This is a genomic window from Brevibacillus sp. IT-7CA2 (assembly GCF_949767855.1).
Lineage (GTDB): Bacteria > Bacillota > Bacilli > Brevibacillales > Brevibacillaceae > Brevibacillus.
Window position 1 is genome coordinate 322,151 of record NZ_CATKQT010000022.1, and the last position, 24,553, is coordinate 346,703.

At 47.5% G+C, this 24,553-nt stretch carries 22 protein-coding genes; 21 read left to right on the forward strand and 1 reads right to left on the reverse strand.

Going from position 1 to position 24,553, the window contains the following annotated elements; translation table 11 throughout:
- Positions 1-236: 236 nt before the first annotated feature.
- From panB to ACM6JA_RS14635, 8 genes are all read left to right on the forward strand, one after another.
- Positions 237-1,100, forward strand: a complete 864-nt coding sequence (panB, locus tag ACM6JA_RS14600; protein ID WP_414852839.1) for a 3-methyl-2-oxobutanoate hydroxymethyltransferase — start codon at positions 237-239, stop codon at positions 1,098-1,100.
- Entirely contained in the window at positions 1,097-1,963 is an 867-nt protein-coding gene (gene panC, locus ACM6JA_RS14605) for a pantoate--beta-alanine ligase (RefSeq protein ID WP_414852840.1), read from the forward strand. The genes panB and panC overlap by 4 nt, the downstream gene beginning before the upstream one ends.
- A gap of 20 nt (positions 1,964-1,983) precedes the next feature.
- Positions 1,984-2,367, forward strand: coding sequence for an aspartate 1-decarboxylase (gene panD, locus ACM6JA_RS14610; RefSeq protein WP_007723146.1), 384 nt, complete (start codon positions 1,984-1,986; stop codon positions 2,365-2,367).
- 82 nt (positions 2,368-2,449) lie between these two features.
- Positions 2,450-3,859, forward strand: coding sequence for a tetratricopeptide repeat protein (locus ACM6JA_RS14615; protein WP_414852841.1), 1,410 nt, complete (start codon positions 2,450-2,452; stop codon positions 3,857-3,859).
- Between the two features lie 91 nt (positions 3,860-3,950).
- Positions 3,951-6,854 (forward strand): ATP-dependent DNA helicase DinG, encoded by a 2,904-nt coding sequence (gene dinG, locus ACM6JA_RS14620; RefSeq protein ID WP_414852842.1) that lies wholly within the window; start codon positions 3,951-3,953, stop codon positions 6,852-6,854.
- A 41-nt stretch (positions 6,855-6,895) separates the two neighbouring features.
- On the forward strand, positions 6,896-7,801 hold the full coding sequence (locus ACM6JA_RS14625) for a ComEC/Rec2 family competence protein (RefSeq protein ID WP_414852843.1): 906 nt from the start codon (positions 6,896-6,898) through the stop codon (positions 7,799-7,801).
- Positions 7,802-7,816: 15 nt separating this feature from the next.
- A complete protein-coding gene (locus ACM6JA_RS14630; RefSeq protein ID WP_007723139.1) occupies positions 7,817-8,440 on the forward strand; it encodes a redox-sensing transcriptional repressor Rex in 624 nt (207 codons plus the stop codon).
- Positions 8,441-8,456: 16 nt separating this feature from the next.
- The gene (locus ACM6JA_RS14635) at positions 8,457-9,761 is read left to right on the forward strand and encodes an amidohydrolase (protein ID WP_007723137.1); all 1,305 of its coding nucleotides are present in this window, start codon (positions 8,457-8,459) and stop codon (positions 9,759-9,761) included.
- A 63-nt stretch (positions 9,762-9,824) separates the two neighbouring features.
- Here ACM6JA_RS14635 and ACM6JA_RS14640 read toward each other — a convergent pair whose 3' ends face one another.
- A complete protein-coding gene (locus tag ACM6JA_RS14640) occupies positions 9,825-10,004 on the reverse strand; it encodes a hypothetical protein (RefSeq protein WP_414852844.1) in 180 nt (59 codons plus the stop codon).
- A 133-nt stretch (positions 10,005-10,137) separates the two neighbouring features.
- Between ACM6JA_RS14640 and ACM6JA_RS14645 the strand changes: the two genes are divergently transcribed.
- The 13 genes from ACM6JA_RS14645 (at position 10,138) to ACM6JA_RS14705 (ending at position 24,552) form a co-directional block, all read left to right on the forward strand.
- Positions 10,138-10,842 carry a hypothetical protein gene (locus ACM6JA_RS14645; RefSeq protein WP_414852845.1) on the forward strand — a complete coding sequence of 235 codons (705 nt, stop codon included), beginning with the start codon at positions 10,138-10,140 and terminating at the stop codon, positions 10,840-10,842.
- Between the two features lie 29 nt (positions 10,843-10,871).
- Positions 10,872-11,351 carry a DUF5590 domain-containing protein gene (locus ACM6JA_RS14650; protein WP_414852846.1) on the forward strand — a complete coding sequence of 160 codons (480 nt, stop codon included), beginning with the start codon at positions 10,872-10,874 and terminating at the stop codon, positions 11,349-11,351.
- A 153-nt stretch (positions 11,352-11,504) separates the two neighbouring features.
- Positions 11,505-12,032: a hypothetical protein gene (locus ACM6JA_RS14655; RefSeq protein WP_414852847.1), complete on the forward strand. Its 528-nt coding sequence runs from the start codon at positions 11,505-11,507 to the stop codon at positions 12,030-12,032.
- Positions 12,025-13,536 (forward strand): AAA family ATPase, encoded by a 1,512-nt coding sequence (locus ACM6JA_RS14660; protein ID WP_414852848.1) that lies wholly within the window; start codon positions 12,025-12,027, stop codon positions 13,534-13,536. Before ACM6JA_RS14655 ends, ACM6JA_RS14660 begins: the two co-directional genes overlap by 8 nt.
- 177 nt (positions 13,537-13,713) lie before the next feature.
- The gene (locus tag ACM6JA_RS14665; RefSeq protein ID WP_414852849.1) at positions 13,714-16,542 is read left to right on the forward strand and encodes a WIAG-tail domain; all 2,829 of its coding nucleotides are present in this window, start codon (positions 13,714-13,716) and stop codon (positions 16,540-16,542) included.
- Between the two features lie 217 nt (positions 16,543-16,759).
- A complete protein-coding gene (gene asnS / locus ACM6JA_RS14670; protein WP_007723123.1) occupies positions 16,760-18,049 on the forward strand; it encodes an asparagine--tRNA ligase in 1,290 nt (429 codons plus the stop codon).
- Positions 18,050-18,171: 122 nt separating this feature from the next.
- Entirely contained in the window at positions 18,172-18,855 is a 684-nt protein-coding gene (locus ACM6JA_RS14675; protein WP_414852850.1) for a DnaD domain-containing protein, read from the forward strand.
- Between the two features lie 105 nt (positions 18,856-18,960).
- A complete protein-coding gene (locus tag ACM6JA_RS14680; protein WP_007723119.1) occupies positions 18,961-19,383 on the forward strand; it encodes a hypothetical protein in 423 nt (140 codons plus the stop codon).
- Positions 19,364-20,536 carry a glycosyltransferase family 4 protein gene (locus ACM6JA_RS14685; protein ID WP_414852851.1) on the forward strand — a complete coding sequence of 391 codons (1,173 nt, stop codon included), beginning with the start codon at positions 19,364-19,366 and terminating at the stop codon, positions 20,534-20,536. The genes ACM6JA_RS14680 and ACM6JA_RS14685 overlap by 20 nt, the downstream gene beginning before the upstream one ends.
- A gap of 122 nt (positions 20,537-20,658) precedes the next feature.
- Positions 20,659-21,705, forward strand: a complete 1,047-nt coding sequence (locus ACM6JA_RS14690; protein WP_414852852.1) for a glucose-1-phosphate thymidylyltransferase — start codon at positions 20,659-20,661, stop codon at positions 21,703-21,705.
- Positions 21,702-22,505, forward strand: coding sequence for a glycosyltransferase family 2 protein (locus ACM6JA_RS14695; RefSeq protein ID WP_414852853.1), 804 nt, complete (start codon positions 21,702-21,704; stop codon positions 22,503-22,505). The genes ACM6JA_RS14690 and ACM6JA_RS14695 overlap by 4 nt, the downstream gene beginning before the upstream one ends.
- Complete coding sequence (locus ACM6JA_RS14700; RefSeq protein WP_414852854.1) at positions 22,502-23,452, forward strand: NAD-dependent epimerase/dehydratase family protein; 951 nt, start codon at positions 22,502-22,504, stop codon at positions 23,450-23,452. Before ACM6JA_RS14695 ends, ACM6JA_RS14700 begins: the two co-directional genes overlap by 4 nt.
- A 26-nt stretch (positions 23,453-23,478) precedes the next feature.
- Complete coding sequence (locus tag ACM6JA_RS14705) at positions 23,479-24,552, forward strand: glycosyltransferase (RefSeq protein WP_414852855.1); 1,074 nt, start codon at positions 23,479-23,481, stop codon at positions 24,550-24,552.
- The last annotated feature ends 1 nt before the right edge of the window (position 24,553 follow it).

Sequence of the window (24,553 nt, forward strand, 5' to 3'; positions counted from 1 at the left end):
AGGCTGTATCACCTCGTGAACGGTACTTCCGGAGTATTTTTGTATCTATCGTGTAATCTTAAATCAATATGTGCAAGGACAAAAATCTGCTCAGAGCCTGTGTGGACCGAGACAGAAGGAATCCGCTAACGCAAAATGTCTTTTTGACATGGACAACCTTCTCCCGATTGACGCGAGAAGGTTTTTTTATTCCTCACACGATCCACGGGCTTGATGCGAAAGAGGAGCAATGAAAAATGGCACAAAACGACAGACCTATTACGACTTCGAGTATCCGCAAGAAAAAAGAAACGCGAAATCCGATTACCATGGTGACCGCCTATGACTATCCGTCAGCCAAATTAGTGGATGAAGCTGGCGCTGATATGATTCTGGTCGGTGATTCATTGGGAATGGTCGTACTCGGTTATGACTCCACCATCCCTGTAACGATGGAGGACATGCTACACCATACGAAAGCAGTAACGAGAGGGGCTAAGCGTGCATTTGTCGTGACGGACCTGCCTTTTCTCAGCTATCACGGAACAGTTGAGGAAGCAGTGAAAAACGCGGGCAGACTAATGCAAGAAGGGCTGGCCAAGGCGGTCAAAATGGAAGGGGGCCGTGAACTTGCCCCAATCATTACACGCTGTGTACAAGCAGGCATCCCTGTCGTTGGACATATTGGACTTACTCCGCAATCGGTACATCAATTAGGCGGTTACAAAGTACAAGGAAGAGATCTGGAGGCAGCCAAAAAATTGTTGGACGAGGCCCTTGCGATTCAAGAAGCGGGTGCATTCGCCATTGTGCTGGAATGTGTTCCGGAAGAGGTCGCAGGCATGATTGCAGACAAGCTGGACATCGCTGTGATCGGAATCGGAGCGGGTGCGACTTGTGATGGGCAAGTGCTGGTGTTCCATGATATGGTCGGCTACGCATCGGATATCACACCGAAATTCGTGAAGCGTTACGCAAACATCGGTGAAACAATCCGTGAAGCTGTGGAGACTTATAACAAAGAAGTTGAAGCAAGAAGCTTCCCAGGGCCAGAGCATGTCTTCCATGCCTCTGAAGAAACCATCAAGGAATTGTACGGGGAAGGAGTGAAGCAGTCATGATGCAAACAATGATGCAGCAAGTCTCCACAATCGCAGAGATGCGCGTTCATATAAAAGAAGCACATCGGCAAGGCAAAACGATCGGGATGGTACCGACCATGGGCTTTCTGCATGAAGGACATCTCAGCTTGGTGAAAGCTGCCCGTGAAGTATGCGATTTGGTTGTAATGAGCATTTTCGTAAACCCGCTGCAATTCGGACCGAATGAAGACTTTGAACGCTATCCGCGTGATATTGAACGGGATAGCCAAATGGCGGAAGAAGCGGGAGTGGACCTCCTGTTTATCCCGGAAGTCAGCGAGATGTATCCGAAACCGATGCTGACCAATATTTCAGTGGCAAATGTGACGACTCCATTGTGTGGAGCTTCTCGTCCGGGTCATTTTGATGGCGTATCGACTGTCGTCAATAAATTGTTTCAAATTGTCCAGCCCGATTACGCCTTTTTTGGACAAAAGGATGCCCAGCAGGTAGCTGTTGTGACGCAAATGGTCCACGACTTGTCGATGCCAGTACAAATCGTTCCATGCCCGATTGTCCGCGAAGCGGATGGTCTTGCCATGAGCTCTCGGAATGTATACTTGTCAGCGGATGAGCGAGCACAGGCACTCGTGCTATCACAGAGTTTGAAACAAGCAGAAAAATGGCTGGGTGAGGGCATGGCTCTTACTGCGATCAAGGATCGAATCACGCAAATGATTTCCGAGAAGCCGCTGGCTGATATTGATTATGTGGAAATTTTGAGCTATCCAGCACTTACACCAGTTGAGCAGGAAACGGCAGGTCAGACGATCCTCATCGCGCTAGCTGTTCGTTTTGGCAAAACACGTCTGATCGACAATACGATAACATCAATTAAGTAGAGATAAAGGAGGAATTCTTAGTGTTCCGCACCATGATGAAAGCAAAAATCCATCGCGCAACGGTAACTGAAGCGAACTTGAACTATGTTGGCAGTATTACCATCGACAAAAATTTGTTGGATGCACTGGATATTTTGCCAAATGAAAAAGTACAAATCGTCAATAACAACAACGGAGCGCGTCTGGAAACATACGTCATCGAAGGTGCTCCAGGCAGTGGCGTCATTTGCTTGAACGGAGCAGCTGCACGTCTCGTACAAGAGGGCGATATCGTTATTATTATTGCCTATGCGATGATGACGGATGAAGAGGCAAGAACCTACAAGCCACGTGTCGCCATCATGGATGAAAAAAATCAGATCAAAGAATTGATCGCAGAAGAAGTACACGCGACGATTCTGTAGGCGATCTGTCTGTTCCTGCATAGAGCCACCTGCCTTGTGAGACAATGAAAGTACTCATGCCTCATAGGGGGTGGCTTTTCTTGTGAAAATCGAAGACTGGTTTCATACGCTTCGTAAAAAAGCGCAGTCGATTGAAGAGAAGTGGCAGGGGGCTTCAGAACAAGAACGTCTTCAGCTCGCGGAACAATTGTTTCAATTGCGCCAAGTAAGTGATACAGTCGTAGACCTGTGGCTGCAATTCGAAGAAAAATTATCGAATGCGATTCGTAGTATCAAGGAAATGGAAGGACAGCTTCCGGCGGAAGAGAAAAAGACGCATCAGTCGAAGGTAAGTGCAGAATCACCAAAGGCCGTTGAATCGAATCCATACGAGCCGATTTTTCGTCGAGGGGAAGGCTTTTATCATTTGCGCATGTTCCAAGACGCGAAAAAGTGTTTTGCAGAATTAGTCCAAAAATCGCCAGACTGGGAAAGTGGACGCCTATACTACGCTTACAGTCTCCTTTTGTGTGAGGACGATGAATTAGCCTTTCGGGAATTCCGTCTTCTCGGCAGGACAGCAAGCTCACCTACCATTGTGGCCATCAGCTTTAATGCCATCGGGTGCATACTGGCAGAAGAGGAGCAATGGCTAGAGGCGGCGCAAGCTTTTAAGACGTCTCTCGAGATCAAGCCAGAACAGGAAGAAGCCAAATACAACCTCGCGCTATGCTACTTAAGAGATGGCGATGCACAGGAAGCTTTGGACGAATTGGAACCGTATCTAGAAAAAAACGAGCACGATTGGGAAGCGCAGATGCTATGGCTGCGTGCTGCAAAATTACTGCATACGATGGACCAGACGGTGGAATGGAGCCCGCCGAAAGGCTTGCAACTGCCGACACGCGATTTGGACAGCGATACTCTTCAGGAAATGGCCTCTTTATACGAAACAGTGGGCAATTACCACCGGGCACAAATTTGCTATCACTTTTTGACGGAGCGTTCCCCAAAAGATGGGTGGACGTGGCATGGCTTGGCCTGGAATACGTGGCTCATTTCGGGTACGAAGCGCGCATTGACGCTCGTCAAAAAAGCGATCAGTCTTGCACCCGAAAATGACGACTTTCTTTTTAGTTATGGATGGATGTTGTTGTTTGACGGAAGGGTAGAAGAAGCAATTAAAGCGTTCCGGATCATGCTGGAGAAAAACCGAGACAATCGCCTCGGCCAATCCGGAATGATTTCCGCATACGAAAAGCTAGGGGATACACAAGAGGCAAAACGGTTGGCAAAGTATTTCCTGGAAGACGCTGAGCCATATGTACGTTCGTTAGGGTATTTTCATCTGGGAAGAATCGCGGTTGTGGAAGAAAATTGGCGCCTAGCTGAACAATATTTTCAACGGGCATTGCCATTCGCAGAACAGTTATGGGAAATCCCCATCTATCTGCAATTGTGTGCAAGTAAGCGCGGTCAATCAGAAATGCAAACCGAGCTCGTACAGCCTTAAATGTACAGGAGAGCAGGAATATTTCCCATCGTTGCCGAATGTGAATGGGTGCGGATTGAATGTTTCCGCCCAGGTTACGAGGTGACAACATTTGAATCGATTACTAGTTGTAGATTTTGAGACGACGGGAAGCCATCCACGCCAAGGTGACAGCATCATTCAGATTGGTGCCGTCGCAATCGATGATGGGCAGATTACCGAGAGTTTTTCCACCCTGATTCATCCAGGCCAGGATATTCCACCGTTTATTACCCAATTAACAGGGATTACCAATGAGATGGTTGCAGATGCTCCTTCCTTGGAAGAAGTGTTTCCAGATTTCTTGCGTTTATTGGACGGACGAGCTTTTGTTGCACATAATGCAAGCTTTGATCTCCAATTTTTACAAGAAGCCCTGCTGAGCCAGGGCTATTATGCGTTTGACGGCTACGTACTTGATACCGTGGAGCTATCCCGTGTTCTTTTGCCGATGCAAAATAGCTACAGACTCGGAGAACTGGCGTCTGAGCTGGAAATCGAGCACGATAATCCCCATCAAGCAGATAGCGATGCCCTTGCAACGGCGCAGCTGTTTCTCCACTTGCTGGATATTTTAAAGAGACTGCCTCTCGTGACGATCCAGCGCCTGCAGATGCTCGTTTCTTCGTTTCGCTCTGATATCGAGGTTCTTTTACGTCAGATCGAGATGGAAAAGCTCATAGAGCTGCCAGAGCTGGATGGAACGCCAACCAAAACGGATTCCTCTGACATGTGGGATGTTTATCGCCAGCTGGCTCTTCGGAACCGAGAAGAAAAATTAACAGCCTCGCTAAAACGTCCTAATGTCGATACGACAGTGACCAAAGCGTTTGCTGACCAGCTCGAGGATGTTTTGGGCGAAAATGGGCACATGCAGGCGAAAATGTCGGGGTATCAACGCCGGGATGCTCAGGAAGCGATGATGCATGCGGTCTATGAGGCAATGGAGGATGGTGCCCATTTATTGGTAGAGGCAGGGACAGGTACGGGAAAATCATTAGCCTATCTCTTGCCGGGGATCATTTGGGCTCATCACAATCAGCAGCAGCTGGTGGTCAGTACCAACACCATTCAATTGCAGGAACAGCTATTCCATAAGGAAATCGCTACCTTGCAGGAGTCTCTGCCGTTTTCCTTTACAGCTTCGACGCTAAAAGGCAGAGGAAACTACTTGTGCTTGCGTAAATTTGAACAAGCCGTGGACGAGCCTGTAGAAGGAAGCAGCCAAGAAATGCGCTTGGTCAAAGGACAGATGCTGACGTGGCTCACGCAAACCGTAACCGGTGACGTGGAAGAGCTGAGCATGCCTCCGAGTGGCCAACTGCTTTGGCAACAAGTAAAAAGTGATACGAGCTCTTGTTTGAATCGGGCTTGTCCCTGGTTTAGTCGCTGTTACTATTTTCAGGCAAAGGAACGGGCTCGCGATGTCGATGTACTCATCGTCAATCACGCCCTTTTCATCAGCGACTTGCAAGCGGAAAACAGAATCCTCCCTCCGTATGAAGTTGCCATCGTCGATGAGGCCCATCATTTGGAGGATGCCGCGACACAGCATTTAGGCAAGCAGTTTTCAACCACGCAGCTTCTTTTCTTGTTAGATCGTGCATCGGTTGAAGAGAGTGGACCAATTGCCCGCTTCGCAGAAGAGCTGCAAAGCTGGATGCCTGCGGTTCAAGAAGATGTCGCCACAAAGCTTCTGGAGCTGAGAAAACAGTCCGCTGCCTTACGTGAGAAAGCGCAGCAATGGACACAGCTCTTGTATGCATGGGCATCAGATCGTGCGGAGGAGACGGCGGACGCTGGACGTGAGACGGTACGTTATCGGATCGAATCGTTTGTAGGCAAACACGAGAAAATACGCAAAGTAACCAAAAAGCTGATTGAAGGGATGACTGTATACGCAGCGGACATCGAGCAGCTATTGCGAACGACTCCGCAAGAGGAAAAGCCTCCTTTTGCCGTACGCAGTTTACTGACAGATTTATTCGGTCTCATCAAAGACTGGCAAAACGCAGTGGAGCTGCTTCACTTCTTTTTGCTTGAGCAGGATGCCGAGTATGTATATTGGATGGAAGTAGAGTCCCGTACAGCTCGCAAGCAGGTTCACTTGTCAGCAGCACTCTTAAAGGTTGCGGACTCACTAGCAGAACCGCTTTTTGCGCAGAAGCGGAGTCTGATCTTGACATCAGCCACTCTGACGGTCAAAAACAGCTTCTCCTACATCAAAAGCCAGTTTGGTCTCGACCAACTGCCCGAGGAACGTGTGCGTACCTTGTCACTGCCATCGCCGTTTCAATATGAAGAGCAGGGATTACTGTTGATTCCATCTGATTTCCCTGCACCAGGCAAAGAGAGTGACCATACGTATTTGGAGGCGGTCATTCAAGGGTGCATGGATGTCGTACTGGCTTCGAAAGGAAGGACGCTGATCCTGTTCACCTCCCACTCGATGCTTCGACTTGTTTACCAAGCAATGAAGGAACGCCTTGCGGAGGCCCCAGAACCTTATACGTTATTCGGTCACGGGATTGATAGCAACAATCGGAGCAAGCTGGTGCGTTTGTTCCGAAGCATGGAGAGAAGTGTCTTACTTGGGACGAGCAGCTTCTGGGAAGGTGTCGATATCCAGGGGGAATGGCTGAGCAGTTTAGTCATTGTTCGCCTCCCATTTGCTCCACCGAATCATCCGGTCTATCAAGGAAGGGCAGAGCTTTTGAAGGCAGAAGGAAAAAACGCTTTTATGTACTTGTCTCTTCCACAAGCTGTTCTGCAATTTAAACAAGGGGTGGGTCGATTAATTCGCCACCACTTGGATCGCGGGGTCGTGATCGTTCTAGACACGCGTGTGGTTGAGTCGAGATATGGACGCTCTTTCCTTCAATCTTTGCCGCCATTTCAGATCGAAAGCGGTCCATGGCCAACGCTGCGAGAGCGTATAAAGCCATTCCTTAGTATGCAATCCCTGTCAGATTCATAAAATGAAGCAATAGTCTCATAGGGATTAAGGTGATAAAATAAATGTTATGGAAAAAAGAGTGGCGTTGGTGGATTGTAGTTCTTAGTGCGATTTTCCTTTGCGCATGCTCGATTGATAGCCATTTGTATTTGCAAGAAGCAGCAGTGAAGATAGATGACCCGTTTGAAACAGAGACAGAACAGGAATTTTCGGGTCTCATTATCACCTACTTGGCACTTCCACATGGTGAGAGTACGCTTTTGAGAATGCCAGGCGGCAAAACGATGCTGATTGATACGGGTACGGCAGATGATTGGCCCGTTCTCTCGGCGCGCTTGGCAGAGCTCAAGATCACACGGCTCGACTATGTAGTGTTGACGAACGACCAGCCTGAGCATATGGGAGGCTACGCTTCATTGAGCCAGCAAGTGCTTGTAGATGCCGTTATTTTGCCCAGGCTGATCGCACCATCGATTCGCCATGTCGTGCTGCTTCGCTCCAACCAAAAACAGATGGAAGCAGAGCAAGGACAAGTACTCACTCTTGACCAAGAAATCTCGATGGACGTTGTGCTCCCGGATGAACCGTTATTTTTATCGCCCCAGAACAATTCTCTCGTTTTTCGATTGACGCACGGTCAATTGCGTTTTTTATTTATGAGCGCCGTGAATGAAAAAGCAGAAGAGCGACTGTTGGAACGGCAAAATGACAGACTGAAAGCGGAAGTGCTAAAGGTAGCCGGTCAGGGGAGCAATCAAGGCTCTTCGCAACCGTTTCTGACGCAAGTCGATCCTCAGGTCGCCATTATTCAGACAGGTCGATCGCGGGATCAAATGAAAGATGGTCAGACGGAAGTCATGGAGCGCCTGGGTGAGTCATGGGCCGAGACATACGTTACCAGCCACGACGGTTCCATTACCATTTTATCGAATGGAAAAGAATATCGGATTTTGAAGCAAAAGAATTAGGGGGGAAGACCGAACGTGGCAAAACACGAAAAGATTTCAGAAGCGGTCGTCCGTCGTTTGCCGATTTATCTGCGTTACCTCAGTTATTTGCAGCAAGTTGAGGTGACCACCGTTTCCTCCCAACAGATGGGCAAGAATCTTGATGTAAATCCTGCCCAAATCAGAAAAGATCTTGCAGCTTTTGGTGATTTTGGAAAAAAGGGAATCGGCTATGATGTCGATTATCTGGTGGAAAAAATACGTGAAATTCTGAAGCTAACGGATGAAATCCGTGTCGCTTTGGTCGGAGCTGGGCATTTGGGCCATGCCATTAGTAACTACAACGCTTATTTGAAAGATAACATGCGGATTGCGGCCATCTTTGACAGTAATCCAGAGAAGCAGGGCAAAAAAGTCGCAGGTATACCGATCCAGCCTTTAGCAGAGCTGGAAGAAACGATCGTAAACAAGCAAATCAAGCTAGCGATTATTACGGTACCGGCACCTGCAGCGCAATCCGTATGTGATCAGTTGACTCAAGCGGGTATCAGGGGGATCTTGAATTTTGCCCCTACGACGATTCGCGCAGGAAAAGATGTTCGCATCCACTATGCGGATGTGACGTCCAACCTGCAAAGCTTGGCCTACTATTTGACGTAAGAATGGAGTGTATACTATGAAAAAGACGATCCTCATTCACGCAACAGTCATTACCGTTAACGATACGAATGAAGTCATTTACGATGGTGCCGTAGCATTCGAAGGCAACAAGATTACGTATGTGGGCCCAACTCCTGAAGACCTGTCGGAAGCGGGATACGATGAAGTCATCGATCAAAAAGGTGATTACATATTGCCAGGCTTAATCAACACGCATGGACATGCTGGTATGTCTCTCCTACGCGGTTATGCAGATGATTTGCCGCTGCAACAATGGCTTGAAGACAAAATGTGGCCATTGGAGGCGCAATTCACGGGCGACACAGTAAAATGGGGTACCCAATTGTCGCTTATCGAGATGATTCGTACCGGAACCACCACGTTTGTGGATATGTATGATCATATGGACGTCGTGGCGAAGGAAGTCGATGCAGCTGGAATGCGTGCCCGCCTTTGCCGTGGTATGATCGGTCTGTGCTCCGAAGAAGAACGTCAAACAAAGCTGAAAGACGCGACTCTTTTTGCAAAAGAATGGCATAATCAGGCAGACGGGCGTATTACCGTCATGATGGCACCACATGCGCCGTACACCTGCTCACCAGAATTTATTACCCAAATTATCGAAAAAGCCGATGAGCTTTCCTTGCCGCTTCATATCCATATGTCTGAAACTGCTTGGGAAGTCGGTCAAAACGAGAAGGACTACGGGCTGCGTCCAGTTGCTCATTTGGAAAAGCTGGGAATGTTCAATCGCCCAACACTCGTCGCACACGCTGTTCACCTAACGGATGAAGAAATAGACATTTTGGCAAAATACAACGTGAGAGTTTCTCATAACGTAGTGAGCAACCTGAAGCTGGCAAGCGGTGTTGCTCCTGTTCCGAAAATGTTGGCAAAAGGTGTAAGCGTGTCACTGGGTACCGACAGCTCGGCAAGCAACAACAATTTGAATTTGTTTGAGGAATTGAAACTCGCTGCGATCCTGCACAAAGGTGTGAACAACGATCCAGTAGCCGTACCAGCAGAAGAAGCACTTCGCATGGCTACTCGTTATGGCGCAGAAGGGGTATTTCAAGAGGAAACGCTCGGAAGCATTGAAGTAGGCAAGCAAGCTGACTTGATCGTGCTGGATAGCCACCAAGCCCATTTCCACCCAGCGCACCAACCGATTTCACACGTGGTGTACGCAGCAAATGGACGCGATGTGAAAGATACGATTGTAGCGGGTAAATTCTTGATGCGTAATCATAAGCTGTTGACTATCGATGAGGAGCGCGCGATTTACGAAGCAAACCGCGTATTCCAAACGTTAAAACGGTAAAAGGCTCCTGTCAGGTGGGGGACAGGAGTAAGGCAGTGCAGGTGTAGGTAGGGGAATTGGATACTACGACGTTCCGTTGTTATTTTTCGCCACAGCTTTTGTCAGGAGATGATGGCGAAAATGAAGAGTGGGTGTGTGCGACCATTGACGCAAGGGAGACGACAATCCTGCCCAGGAGACGCGGTATTCCTGTAACAGAAACCCAAGTATGTCAGGAGATGTGGGTTGTTGCGAAGATGTCACGCGCTCACCTCCTCGGGGTGTATATGTAGTATGACCGCCCGACCTTAAGCTATGATTAGCAACTTTTCCGTGTCGTTCTAAAACCTTCCCGTATAGCATAGGCTAAAGACAAAAATGGGACAGGGGGGACGACATGTACATCCGGCCCAAAATGCTGTGGTGGCTGATTCCTATCCTACTCGGTCTATTTCTGCTTGGGATTGTATTGGGGACAGTAAGTCGATCAGCCAATACAGACAGCACAGATACTGCTTCTGCGGTCAGACAAACAGCAGGAACGGAGCAGACAGCGAAGACGGTAGCGGAGCTTTTGGAGCAGATCACGAAGGACGAGGAACGTTCATTTCTGGTATACATGCAAGATCAGACCTTGCATGGGCGATATCAAAATGAGCAATTTCAGCTCACAGGAGAAATCGGTGGCCACCAGCTTGAAATAGCCAGAAAAGATAGGCAGCCAGTATCGGTACGAATTGATGGCCAGATACAGGATCATGCCGCGCTGCCGTATGCGATGTTCACCCCGTATGAGCACGCAGTATTGCTCAAGGGAGTTTTGCAAACGGTTAGTCCTGAACGCCTTGAAGATACTGCAGGGCAAGGATGGAGTGGATATCGGATAGCGGTACCACCTGAGGAAGTCTCTTCGTTATTATCGATGTGGTTAGGTCCATCCTTCCCTATTCAGGATTTGACTTCGAACGTAACGAACGGAATGAAAGTCAATTACCAACTATGGTACGAATCAACTACGGGGCAGCTTCGCCAACTGGAGCTGGATTTGCAAATACAAACGGCAGTTGGAGTGAAGAGAGACCAGCTTCGATTCCGATTGTAATGTCAGCCACGTAAAGGAGTTACTTTGCTGTGTTAGTACGAATTATCCTATCAATCGTAGCCGTCATTTTACTTACGGGAGCTGGGTTCGCCTATCACCTGACGGCAACTGTAGCAGGAGAGCGCAATCAATTTGAGGAAACCGTTCGTCAGTGGGTCCAGGATCGCACGACAATCACGGAGATTGAATCCATTGATGAATATCGAGGCAAGGAGAGCTACGCTGTCGTCATTGGGAAAAATAAGGCAGGTACACAGGTTGTAGCCTGGATGACAGATCAGAAAGTTAGCTTCGATCGAATGGATCTAGCTGTTCCAAAAAAGAATGTAGAAGAGGCGGTTTACAAGTCATTCCCACAATCGGAGATCACTCATTTGGTTCCTGGTCTCGAAAACGATAAGAAATTTTGGGAAGTCACTGTCAAAGACAAAGACGGTCGTTTTCACTATATTCACTATGATCTATTCACTGGTGCTCTGTTAACCTCATACGTGCTCGCGCCAACCTAATACGCTTGCTTGACGACAGGCCTTTTCCTTATGGGGAGAAGGCCTGTTTGGCATTCCATCCAACATCTGTATAAGAAATTGATATACTCATGTGATATACTGGGGACGTTGCAGAGAGAGAAAACGAGAACGATATTTATGGGGGGAGTAGCCGTGCAGTTGAAAAAAAGCGCAATTGGATTATCTTTGGTGGCAACCTTGGCACTCCTGTTCGGAGGATGGTTCTTGTATCAAAAGATGGAGATTGAGGAGCCAATCCGTGCAGAAATTGGACAAATGCAGTCCGCAACATTGGGCAACTTGGAGATCAGCAAAGATAAAATTCAAATAGATGTAACTGTTACAAAACCAGACGCATTTCCAGCAGAATATCGCAATCTGCTGACGGAAACACAAAAGGTCGCAGGGGAAAAAGAAGTGGTCATTGACATAGACAACCAGTCGAAAGCGATGAACGATATATGGCAGAGCGGTCAATTTGTGTTTACAGAAGCAGTGGAGTTGCATGAATATAGCCGCATTCCAGCCCTCGTGGAACAATGGAAAAAGGGGAATCAGCTGGACGAAGCATCTGCATTGATGGATGACGAGAACATTTATGTTTACTTGAAAAAAGGAACGGAGGATTTTTACACGATCATACCCCGTTCCATTGAAAAAGAGGTGACGGCACGTGCGTAAGGAAGTACTGATCGGCGTCGTACCTGCACTGTTGATTTTTCTTGTTTTTCTAGGTGTAAATATTACGCCATTCTTGGTGTTCGGAGCCGTACTGGGGGCGATTTACTTTCTGGTCATCCGTCAGCAAAATGGACAAGGCGGAAATGTCGCCCTCGGTGGGAAAAGAAAAGCAAACAAGCATGAGCTTCCGAAATCGGACGTGCAGTTTGCCGATATCGGTGGACAGGAACGCGCTAAAAAAGAACTGAAGGAATCGCTTGATTTTCTCGTGTACAAGGACAAAATTGAGCAGTACGGGATTCGCCCGATCAAAGGTGTTCTTTTGACAGGTCCTCCTGGTACGGGTAAGACACTGATGGCGAAAGCGGCAGCGAATTATACAAATTCTGCTTTTGTGGCGGCATCAGGTTCGCAGTTTGTAGAGATGTACGTGGGTGTCGGTGCACAACGCGTCCGTGAATTATTTCAAGAAGCGAAGGCATTAGCAGAGAAAAATGGGCAAGACAGCGCGATTATTTTTATCGATGAGATCGATGTCGTCGGTGGGAAAAGGGACGGTCAACAGCAGCGTGAATATGATCAAACCTTGAATCAACTGTTAACGGAGATGGATGGTGTAGCAACGACTGACAAGCCGCGGATTTTAGTCATGGCAGCTACGAACCGGAAAGATATGCTCGACGCAGCGCTGTTGCGTCCTGGTCGTTTTGACCGTCATATTAGCGTTGATCTTCCTGACAAGCCAGCACGCGAGCAGATTTTGACGATTCATACGGCGAATAAACCGCTAGGCGAGGACGTCACACTGGAAAAAGTGGCACAGGAGACATTCGGTTTTTCTGGAGCTCAGCTGGAAAGTGTAGCCAATGAAGCGGCCATTTACGCCATGCGTGACCGTCAGGACAAGATCACTGCGAAGCATTTTGGTTATGCCGTGGACAAAGTCATGCTCGGAGAGAAGGTAGACCGTCAAGCGTCAGAGGAAGAGAAGAAACGTGTTGCTCTCCATGAAATAGGCCATGCCATTGTTAGTGAGATCGTGCGACCAGGCTCTGTCTCACAGGTCACGCTGAGTCCACGTGGCAAAGCACTAGGATACGTTCGACAAAATCCAATGGAAGACCGCTATCTGTATACCAAGGAAGCGATGGAAAAGCAAATCATGGTTAGCCTTGGCGGAGCCGTAGCGGAGGAAATCTACTACGGTGGGCGCAGTACTGGATCGAAGAATGACTTTGAGCAAGCGCTGGGAATGGCACAGGAAATTGTACAAAGCGGTATGTCGGATCTGGGTATTGTACATTTGCAATACGTGGAGAAGAGTCGTATTCATGACGAGGTTGAGCGTCTGCTTGAAGGATTGCTCGGAGAAACTCGCAATCTTTTGAGACAGTTTGACTCCGTATTCCAAACAGGCTTGTACACATTGTTGGAAGCGGAAGTTCTGCAAGGCGATGAGTTCAGGACACTTTTGTCACAAACGAAAGAAGAAGTTGCTGTATAAGTGAAGATAAAGAACCTGCTTGCCAATGGAAGAGTTGGCGAAGCAGGTTTTTTGTGTTTGCTGGAAACTTAGGCCAATAAGGATGAAACAATTTTGTAGACACGGTGCCAAATAGGGAAATGGATGAATATCCTACAAAAGTGATACGGGAATGAAATCAGGAGGCAAGGAGACCCTATGGCCAATGTGAACCGGCGAAAAGCAAACAAAAGTCTGAGCAAAACCTTTAGGCAGACCATGCACGAGTTACCGCTCTCATATACATCATCACCCGATCGGGAGTGGATGGAAGACCTCGAATTAAATCTGCTTGAAAGTAATTTGGAGAGCGATCAGAGAATACCTCCCCTCTCTGCTGCCACACCGAAAGAGCAACAACCGATTCCCAAAGTACCCAAGCAGGACCTATCCTCCAAGCAGGACTCGTTTTCCAGAAAGGATTTAACTTCCAAACAGGACTCGTTTTCCAGAAAGGATTCAACTTCCAGACAGGATTCAATTTCCAAACAGGATACAACTTCCAAACAGGATACAACTTCCAAACAGGATACATCTTCCAAACAAAACGTATCTCCCAAGCAAAACGTATCCTCCAAACAAAGCTCAACTGCCAATCCGAACTTTTATTCAAAGGTCATCAAAGACCGAAATGATGATCGTGTCCAATCATTTGTCTATACAGACGACTTGACAGATCAATCGGTGACAACAGAAAAAATTGCGAACCGTGCCATTGACGCGTCCAAGATTAAGCAAGGCGCCGTGGATAATTCGATTTTGAAGGATTATGCCGTGGACAGCAGCAAACTCGCGGACATGAGCGTAACCTCCACCAAACTCGCACCCCATGCGATACTGAGGGATCATCTGGGGCGGGGAATTGTAGACGGTGAGCATTTGCAGGATTATTCGATATCCGCGCAAAAATTGATCAATCATAGCATTACGTCGGAGAAGTTAGCTGATAAAACGATCGACTCCATGAAATTTGCCGACCACTCGATTCAGAGTAAGCATATTCAGGATCAAGCCATTACGAATGAGTTGATCCAGGATCAATCGATTACCACGGAAAAAATAAAAATGGGATCCATTCAAACAAGTAACCTAGCCAATTATGTGATCAACACAGTGAAGCTTGAGGATGGAGCAGTCACAGGAGATAAATTACGCGATGGAGCAGTCACTTCGACGAAGATAGACGAGGATGCAATTGAGTCTCAACATATCCGTGAAGGTTCCATTTACCGTCATCACCTCACTGAAGAGCTAATAGATGGCAGTAATATTAGCGCTGGCAGCATCACGAATCATCACATCGCATTTCAGGCCATTTACAGCCAGCATTTACAGCCAGAAGCGGTGACCAGTGATAAAGTGGGGCCAAATGCGATTTTGACTGAGCATTTAGACAACAACAGTGTCACGACAGAAAAACTCGCCAAAGAATCAATCGGTAGTACACATTTACAAGCTGGTAGTGTCCTATCGAGTCACTTGCAAGACGGGATGCTGACGTCCAAAAAAATTGGGGATCAGCAGATTACCACTGGCAAAATAGCCGACAAGGCTGTCACTATCGACAAATTGGCGAACAGGAGTGTAGGAGAGAAACACTTACTCGACGAGAGTGTGAGTTCACGACATCTGATTGACGGGTCCATTCGTTCAGAAAAGTTGGCAAGAAGATCTGTAGAAGAACATCATTTGGCTGACAGACTCATTGGGGGCAATCATCTACGCGAATACATCATCCACACGCAACATCTGCATGACCACTTGGTGACCACCTCAAAATTGGCGCCGGAATCTGTTTCCACAGACAAAATTTCAGACCTAAGCATTACGACAAGCAAAATTGGAGATGCCGTCATCACAGCCCCAAAAATAGCGAAAGATGCGATCAAGACACGCCATCTGGGCAGAGCAGCCGTCACAGGGGAAAAGATCGCCGAAAAAGCAATATCGTCTACACATCTCAACAGTCATATCATTCAAAATGAACATCTCCAGGGTAACTCCATTTCCAAGGATAAATTACAGGAAGGCAGTGTCACTCGAGAGAAAATAGCTGACCAGAGCATTGATGCGAGCAAGCTGGATAGCCATTCGATTCATGGTGCGCATGTCATAAAAGGTAGCTTGGATGGAACTCATATTATGGAGGGGACGCTCAAAGGAAATCATCTGGTCACCAGAAGCATAACAGAACAGCATCTGCAAAACCGGATCATTACGCAGGAAAAACTGGCAGAGGACTCCGTGACCGGTTCCAAAATTGCGCCCAAAGCTGTCTCTACGCTTCACATTGAGAATGAGTCGATTACGGCTGAGAAGCTGAGCTTTCCGGTCATTGAAACGCATAATCACGTAGGAATAACCTTTCAACAATACGGTTTCGTCCCATTCAGACTTTCTGCCACGAGCAAGTCCACAGATGTGACCGTTCGTTTGCCACAGCCTTATGCGGATACACATTATTGTATGGTGGCGATGACAAATCAACCGGGGATTTATACGTCGCTCAAATACACCAAGAGGACTTCAGCGATCATCACCGTGTTTCGCAATCAAGAGGGTCAAGAAGCGACTGGTGTGATTCACTGGATCGCGATTGGAGAAAAAGGAGTAGGTGTCCCACACGAAATATTGGAATGGTCAACGGAGAGGGAGCAACTGGAGGCAGAAGAAATCGACGAAGATCAGATCGAGGAAGATCAAGACATGGATGATGAAGACATGGATGATGAAGACATGGATGATGAAGACACAGATGATGAAGACACCGATGATCAATATACCGATGATGAAGACTCGGATGATGAAGACACGGATTATGAAGATACGGACGATGAAGACATGGAAGATGAGTACACGGACGAGGATGACACGGAGGATCACGACATGGATGAATATGAAGATGAAGAAGACACGGATGAAAGTGATCTCGAACAAGATTATGAAAGTAGTGAAGAATACGATAGCGATATCGAGTATGATAAATAATTCGGTAGGAAACAACAATGGGGCGAGTGGATGATTCAGAAGCAGGGAGGCCGATGTTGAGATCAGGTCTCCCAAATGTACAATTAGTTTACATAATAAATTTATGGTTAACATTATGCAGGGAGACTTTCATTGAATTTGCAGGCCCCCAATAGTATAATTGGTAGGTATACTTAGTCTGTATTTGCGTGGCATGGTAAATGGAGGGAATCATTCAATGTTGACGACGATTGCCCGAATCGGGCAGCATGTTGGACAAGAAGTACGCCTGGGTTGCTGGTTATACAACAAACGCAGCAGCGGCAAGATTCAATTTTTGCAGCTCCGCGACGGCTCCGGCTTCATCCAAGGTGTAGTAGTAAAAGCGGAAGTAGCGGAAGAAGTGTGGGAGAATGCATCACAGCTCACACAAGAAAGCTCACTTTACATAACCGGTGTAGTTCGTGCGGATGACCGCGCACCAAGCGGTTACGAACTGACAGTAACAGGTGTGGAAATTATTCAGATCGCCCAGGAATATCCGATTTCCTTGAAGGAACACGGTGTTGACTTCCTCATGGACCATCGCCACCTGTGGCTGCGTTCTCCACGTCAGCGTGCAGTCATGGCTGTGCGTTCCGAAGTGATTCGCGCTATGTATGAGTTCTTCCACGAGAACGGTTTCGTAAAAGTAGATCCACCGATTTTGACACCGACCTCTGCGGAAGGTACCACCAATCTGTTCCATACCAAATATTTTGAGGAGGATGCGTATCTCTCGCAGTCCGGCCAGCTTTATATGGAAGCAGTCGCGATGGCGTTAGGTCGCGTTTACTCTTTCGGTCCAACTTTCCGTGCCGAGAAATCCAAGACACGTCGTCACTTGATCGAGTTCTGGATGATCGAGCCGGAGATGGCTTTTGTGGATCATGAAGAAAATCTGCGTATTCAGGAAGCGTTTGTTTCTCATGTGGTACAATCCGTATTGAAAAACTGTGAGCGCGAACTCAAAACGTTGGAGCGCGATACAACAAAACTGCAAAATGTAACGGGGTCGTTCCCACGGATCTCTTACGATGATGCGATCAAACTGTTGCAGGAAAAAGGTAGCGAGATCAAATGGGGAGACGACTTCGGGGCACCGGATGAGACGATGATTGCGGACCACTTCGACAAGCCTGTTTTCATCACTCATTATCCTACCGAAATCAAGGCTTTCTACATGAAGCCACACCCTGAACGTCCGGAAGTGGTTCTGTGCGCGGATATGATCGCACCAGAAGGCTACGGTGAAATCATCGGAGGTAGCCAGCGGATTGATGATCCAGAACTCTTGGAGAAACGTTTTGCTGAGCATGAGCTTTCGGAAGAGGCATATCGCTGGTATTTGGATCTGCGCAAATACGGTACAGTTCCTCACTCCGGCTTCGGTTTGGGTCTGGAGCGTACGATTGCATGGATTTGCGGTCTGGATCACGTGCGTGAAACCATTCCATTCCCACGTATGCTGAATCGTCTCTACCCATAGAGAGTTCCTTTATCAATGAACGATCTACACCCTGTTGCGCGAGGGCAGCAGGGTGTTCCTATTGTTTGACAGCGCGTTTTACGCACTCCCTTGTTATTCCAACCCAGAGGTGAATATGCGTTATGGACTCCCATATATTGCAATTGTTGCAAGAAGGAGCAACATCCGTCTCCAACCTTCTTTTGAAAATGTATAAGCGTATGTCATTGACTGATGACGAGATGATGCTATTGATTCATCTATTATCCTTTCAGCAGGAAGGGAATCGATTCCCGACCTTAACAGAGCTGGAGGAACGCATGTCCTTGACGAGCCGGAGATTGATTCAATCTCTACAAAAGCTATTAAAAGAAGATTGGATTACGATAGATGAGTTTATCGATCCACAGACTGGCATGCGTCATGAGCAATACAATTTGACCCCCTTGTACAAAAAGCTGTACCAGACCTGGCGGGAGCAGCAAGCAGACCCGAGAAGCATGGAGCCCTTTATGGAAGTGGCCGTTTCTCTGGATGCCGAGCCTGTTGCCATTTACGCTCGTTTTGAGCAGGCATTTGGTCGCCCGTTAGCGCCATTTGAATTGGAGAACATCCACATGTGGACCGAACAGGACGGCTATCAGGAAGAATTGATTTTGACCGCTTTGCGTGAGGCTGCAACAGTAGGTAAGCTCCACATCCGCTATATCGACAGGATCTTGCTCGAATGGCAAAAGCAACAGATTACAACCGTAGAACAAGCGCGTCTTTACAGCTTGAACTTCCGTAGACAAGCAAATATGAGAGACCACGGGCAACCGCTTTGATTTCATCCAAATCAAGCGGTTTTTTCTATGTCACCGTACACGTACCCATTTTCCTTGTCTGTCATAACATATTACGTAGATGCAAGCTTCAGGAGGCGATGACTTGTGGAAAAACGGAAAAAATGGGATCTGTCTCATTGGGTAACACCAGGTGTGTTTTCAGGAAGTTATGTCGTAGATGAGGCAGTTCAACGTATTTCAATCGTAAAAGCCAATGAAAAACAGGAAGAGGAAGTAACGGAAAACGTCCAGGAGTTGGTCGTAAATACAACAGTTGAGCAGCCGAAGGAACTGGTCTTGGAGCCAACCTTCGAAATTATTATGAGAGAGACCGATGAGGCAGTCGTGGAACAGGTTCACAAGCTTGAGCAAGAAGTGTTGGAACTGAAAGAGGCGCTGGTTTCGTGGGAAGAGAGATGGGAGAAGCTTGAAGAGAACCATACAAAACAATTGCAGTACTTGTATCAAGTAGTTCTTTCACTGAAAAAGGAGTGGGAGATCGAGCGAAATGAACATCGCAATTATTAGTCCGGGTCCCTTTTCTGTACCACCGGTCAAAGGAAGCTCGGTCGAACACGATATTGACGAGGTCACAAAGATGATCGAGCCCATGCATAACGTGACGATCTACACTCGTCAATGTGCGACCTATCCAACCTCGTCCGTGGAGGAAAACCGGCAGTTCATTCGCGTCCCGTATAAAGGGCCAAAGCCTTATTTGCGCCGGATTATTAACCATATCAAGAAGAACAAGCCAGATGTCATTCTCGTAGAAAACAGACCGATCTATGTCCTCACATTAAAACGCCATTTTCCCAAGATCCCGGTCTTTGTGAATATGCACTCTCACGTGTATGGATCACAGCCGATCATCAGCAAAGAAAATATGCGGCGCGCCGTTCGACTGGCAACAGGTTTTATTACGAACAGTGAATTTTTACGTCAACATTTTATTCGGACGTGCAAGATTCCTGCAAATAAAATTCATGCGGTTCACCTCGGGGTCGATGTTACTCCTTATCAGGTTGCAAAGATCGCGGTCAAAAAAATGCGTCAAGAACTCGGATTGAAGCCAGATGATCGCGTCTTGTTTTATGCCGGCAGACTCATGCGCGGTAAAGGGGTGCATGTACTAATCAAAGCCTTTCGCCAGGTGAGCAAACAAGACCCGAAAGCCAAACTCGTCATTGTGGGCGGTACGGGATACGGCAGTAATCGCCTGAATCCGTATGTTCGAGAACTCAAGCGACTTGCGAAGCCTTTGGGTGAAAAGGTGCGTTTCGTCAATTTCGTACCATCTGCAAAAATGCCCCTTTACTATCAAATTGGGGATGTCGTCGCGACACCATCCGTTTGGAAAGAAGCGTTTTGCCGTGTCAATTTAGAGGCAATGGCTTCCGGAAAGCCCGTCATTTCCACTCCACGAGGCGGTATTCGTGAAGTCGTTGCCCACGAGAAAAGTGGCTTTATCATTCCGCCAAAAGATTGGAAAAAAGGATTGCCTGCTGTCTGGGAACTGTTGTGGAGTTCACCTGCTGTCCGGAATGAAATGGGTAAACAGGCCCTGCAACGAGCTAAGTTTTTTTCTTGGTACGCGACAGCGCAAGGCTATCTGAACGTGTTTGAAACAGTAGTTCCCAAGCGAAGTGAAGAGAAACAACCGCTTTTAAAAACAGGTTAATTCGAACGGAAAGGATGTAGGTGGCTGCCTTTTCTTGCGCCAATGTGGACGTCTGCCCTGTCCAGCTATTCAGATACGCATACCTTATAAGTATCGCAGAGCACAACTGGGGAGTGATACTTGTGAAAGGGTTAATCTTGTGTGCTGGACGTGGGACGCGACTGCACCCCTTTTCCTATTCGCAACCGAAAACCCTCCTCCCTGTGGCCAATCACCCGGTCCTACACTATTGCATTCGCAAACTGCGTGAAGTGGGCATTCAGGATATTGGCATCGTGATACATCCTTCTCAAGTACAGATTCCTCCCATGGTGGGCGATGGTAGTCAATTCGGGGCTACCATTACGTTTATCAGGCAGGAGGTACCACTGGGAATTGCCCATGCTGTCCAGCTAGCGCAACCGTTTTTGCAAGACGAACCGTTTATCTTGCTACTAGGTGATAATTTATTGATGGATTCGCTTCACGGTCTTACAAAAGCGTTTACGAAGAGAAAATCTGACGGTGTCGTGATGCTAAGTAAAGTGGAGAGACCACAGGATTATGGGATCGCAGAAGTACAAAAAGGACGACTGATCTCTGTAGAGGAGAAGCCACGTCAGCCAAAGAGCAATCTGGCGGTTATTGGCGCATACCTGTTTACGCCACCTATTTTTGAGTCGATTGCTACCCTGCAGCCATCTCCCCGAGGCGAACTTGAAATAACGGATGCGATTCAATCAATGATTAATCGCGGATTCAAATTGTCTCACTCCGTCACCAACGGAAAGTATTCGGATGTGGGAACCATCGATCGCTGGCTGGAGGCCAACCAGTGGATGCTTACGAGGGAGCTAGGCAATCAACATCAAATTGGCAAAGGAACCATTGTGAAAAATGCGAAGATTACGGGGCCTGTACTAATCGGTGATGATTGTGTGATTGAAAATTGCCAAATAGGACCGTACGTCTCGATCCAAAATGGCGTAAGCTTGAAAAATTGCTCGTATATCGAAAATAGTATCTTGCTGGAAAACTGCTCACTGCATGACATTGCATGGAAAATAACAAACAGCGTTTTCGGCCGCTCATCGATGATGACGGGTCAATCTTCTAACAGTACGGGAGTCTTCATTGTAAGCGACAAATCGTCCATTTGCATTCCGGCTGTCAAGAGGGAGGACGTATGAATCCGACCTTTACTGTAGTCATTCCGACATACAATCGCGCCAAGTTTATTCGGAGAGCCATCAAAAGCGTCTTGAATCAAACCTCAAAAGACTGGAAGCTGTTGATCATTGACGATGCGTCCACCGATCACACCAGAGGTAAAATTGAAAAATATATGTACCACCCAAACATTATGTATCATCGAATGGAACAAAATTCTGGAATCGGCAAAGTCATGAATCAGGCATTGTCCATGGTGGATACCCCTTATCTCGTACAACTCGACTCCGATGACTGGTTACCGAAACGAACGCTGGCAGTGATCAAAAAGTACATTCACAAAAGCAAGAAAAGCACAGCTCTCTTCTATGGCAACATGAACATTTGGAAAGTTAAGCGCGGAAAGTATACCAAGTCGATTAAGGTGAAGCACAAGACATTTCATAACAAATACCAGTTTCTAAAGTACAATCGCTGGATGGTTTCTCCACGTTGCTATCGTGTAGAAGCTCTGCATAAAGTGGGTGGTTGGGATACCTCGGATCGATACGAGGGAAGGATCATGGAGGATCGGCGAATCATTTTGCGATTAATTGAAAAGTATCGGGTGAGATACATCAATCAAATTCTTTACAACCGGACGAAGCATAAAGGTCAGCTCACGGACAGCAAGATGAAGTTCCGCCGTAATTATTTGCGAAAAAAAACATTCAAATTTTATCTGAAAAGGTGGGGCAAGAAGTACAAGGCCATCTATGGTTACAACAACGGTTATTTAGTCATTAAAAGGCTGAAGAAAGTGAGGCGTCGGAGACGATGAAGAAAGCTCTTGTCACCGGCTGTGCAGGTTTTATTGGGTCTCATTTGACACAGCGCTTGTTGAACGATGGCGTGACAGTCATCGGGATAGACGGGTTCATCGATAACTACGATGTTGCTGCGAAACTGCGTAATCTGGCCGAAATAGGAAAACATCCTGCCTTCACCTTCCACTCTGCCACGCTTCAGACTGGGCGTTGGGACATTTGGCTCGAGAACGTCGACGCTGTTTTCCATCTCGCTGCCTTGCCGGGCGTGAGAAACAGCTGGGGAAAGTCCTTTGCCGATTATGTTAGCCATAATATTTTGGTTACACAAGAATTGCTGGAGGCTTGCTTGCAAAGATCGAAGCCACCTGTCATCGTGGTCTCGTCCTCTTCCTCGGTTTACGGAACGATGCAAGGGACAGTTACCAATGAAAATGCGCCTCTTCGCCCAGTTTCCCCTTATGGTGTGACCAAGGAAGCGATGGAGCAAATCTGCTCGGTTTATGTGAAAGCATATGGACTCCCGGTTAGCATGCTTCGCTACTTTACGGTTTACGGCCCCAGACAGCGTCCCGATATGGCTTTTCATCGGTTCTTTCGTCAAATGTTGAAAGGCGAGCAGGTCATCATCTATGGTGATGGCCAGCAATCACGAGACTTTACGTATGTGACAGACGCGGTAGAGGCAAATCTGCTCGCTGCACAGCATGCTGTTCCCGGTGACATTTTTAATGTGGGTGGAGATCGGGAAATCAAGCTCATCGATGTGCTATCCATCATGGGCACGTTAATGAATCTGACCCCGCGCATTGCGTATCAAAATGGGCCGGCAGGTGACTCCTTACGAACCTGTGCGGATATCCAATTTGCCCAACAACGCTTGGGATACAAACCAAAAGTGACGCTAGAAGAGGGCCTTCGCCATCAATTAGCAGAGATTCGTTCGCAATCGAAGGGGTAACACCCGTCATCAAGGAGGCCAGTTGCATGCATCGGGTCCTCGTTTATCGCAGAAAGTTTCTTCCCAAGAGTGAAACATTTATTTACGAGCAATTGCTTGGACATCAAGTGGTCAAACCCGTGGTGTTGACCCGACAGCGAGCCTTTAACCGAAAACAATTTCCTTACTCGCCGGTCTATGTGCGCAAGCATATGGCCGGCCTCTCCACTTGGCTGCGACGAAAAAAAATTAAATGCCTGCATGCCCGTTTTGGTCCTGCTGGATTAGAATTGCTCCCTTATGCACAAAAAAGCAAGCTCCCCCTGATCACTTCCTTTCACGGCTTTGATGCCACCAAGCGTGTTAAAGAAAATCCATTGTACAGACGGTCCCTTACGCGTCTCTTTCGAAAGGGCCATGCGTTTACAGTCGTGAGCAATCACATGAGAAAGCGATTGATTCATCTGGGCTGCCCCCCATCCAAAATTACCCTTATCCGCTCAGGAATTGATTTGCGCAAATTTCCCATGCTGCCGCCACAGCCCGTGGAAAATGGGGAGTACCGATTGCTAAGCGTAGGGAGACTGACTGAGAAAAAGGGTATGGATACGTTAATCAAGGCGTTTACCCACGTCCATAAAAAACATCCCAAGGCGAAGCTAATCATCGTCGGCGATGGAGAAGAAAAAAAGAAGCTCAAACGACTGATCAAGAAAAACAGGTTAGGCACACAAGTCGTGCTCAAAGGAGCTCTGCCACATCGTGAAGTCCAACGTGAACTGGCCAAGTGCCATTTGTTCATCATCGCATGCAAGACAGCGAGAAATGGCAACCAAGAGGGGATACCCAATGTCATCATGGAAGCGATGGCTAGCGGACGCCCTGTCATTTCCACCTATCACGCGGGGATTCCGGAGCTGGTCGAAAACAAAGTGACCGGATATCTGGTTCCGGAGAAATCACCGACTGCACTCGGGAAAATGATAAACCGTGTACTAACAGATAGTCACGAGTGGGCACAGATCACGACGGAGGCTCGACTGAAAGTAGAAAAAAACCACGATATCCATAAGCAACGGATGAGGCTAGAAGAGCTCTATTTGCGTGTGTCGAAAAAATGAT

Coding starts and splice junctions, on each gene's coding strand:
- panB (WP_414852839.1), top strand. CDS start 237: ATGGCACAAAACGACAGACCTATTACGACTTCGAGTATCCGCAAGAAA.
- panC (WP_414852840.1), top strand. CDS start 1,097: ATGATGCAAACAATGATGCAGCAAGTCTCCACAATCGCAGAGATGCGC.
- ACM6JA_RS14625 (WP_414852843.1), top strand. CDS start 6,896: ATGTTATGGAAAAAAGAGTGGCGTTGGTGGATTGTAGTTCTTAGTGCG.
- ACM6JA_RS14635 (WP_007723137.1), top strand. CDS start 8,457: ATGAAAAAGACGATCCTCATTCACGCAACAGTCATTACCGTTAACGAT.
- ACM6JA_RS14645 (WP_414852845.1), top strand. CDS start 10,138: ATGTACATCCGGCCCAAAATGCTGTGGTGGCTGATTCCTATCCTACTC.
- ACM6JA_RS14665 (WP_414852849.1), top strand. CDS start 13,714: ATGGCCAATGTGAACCGGCGAAAAGCAAACAAAAGTCTGAGCAAAACC.
- asnS (WP_007723123.1), top strand. CDS start 16,760: ATGTTGACGACGATTGCCCGAATCGGGCAGCATGTTGGACAAGAAGTA.
- ACM6JA_RS14675 (WP_414852850.1), top strand. CDS start 18,172: ATGGACTCCCATATATTGCAATTGTTGCAAGAAGGAGCAACATCCGTC.
- ACM6JA_RS14685 (WP_414852851.1), top strand. CDS start 19,364: ATGAACATCGCAATTATTAGTCCGGGTCCCTTTTCTGTACCACCGGTC.
- ACM6JA_RS14695 (WP_414852853.1), top strand. CDS start 21,702: ATGAATCCGACCTTTACTGTAGTCATTCCGACATACAATCGCGCCAAG.
- ACM6JA_RS14700 (WP_414852854.1), top strand. CDS start 22,502: ATGAAGAAAGCTCTTGTCACCGGCTGTGCAGGTTTTATTGGGTCTCAT.
- ACM6JA_RS14705 (WP_414852855.1), top strand. CDS start 23,479: ATGCATCGGGTCCTCGTTTATCGCAGAAAGTTTCTTCCCAAGAGTGAA.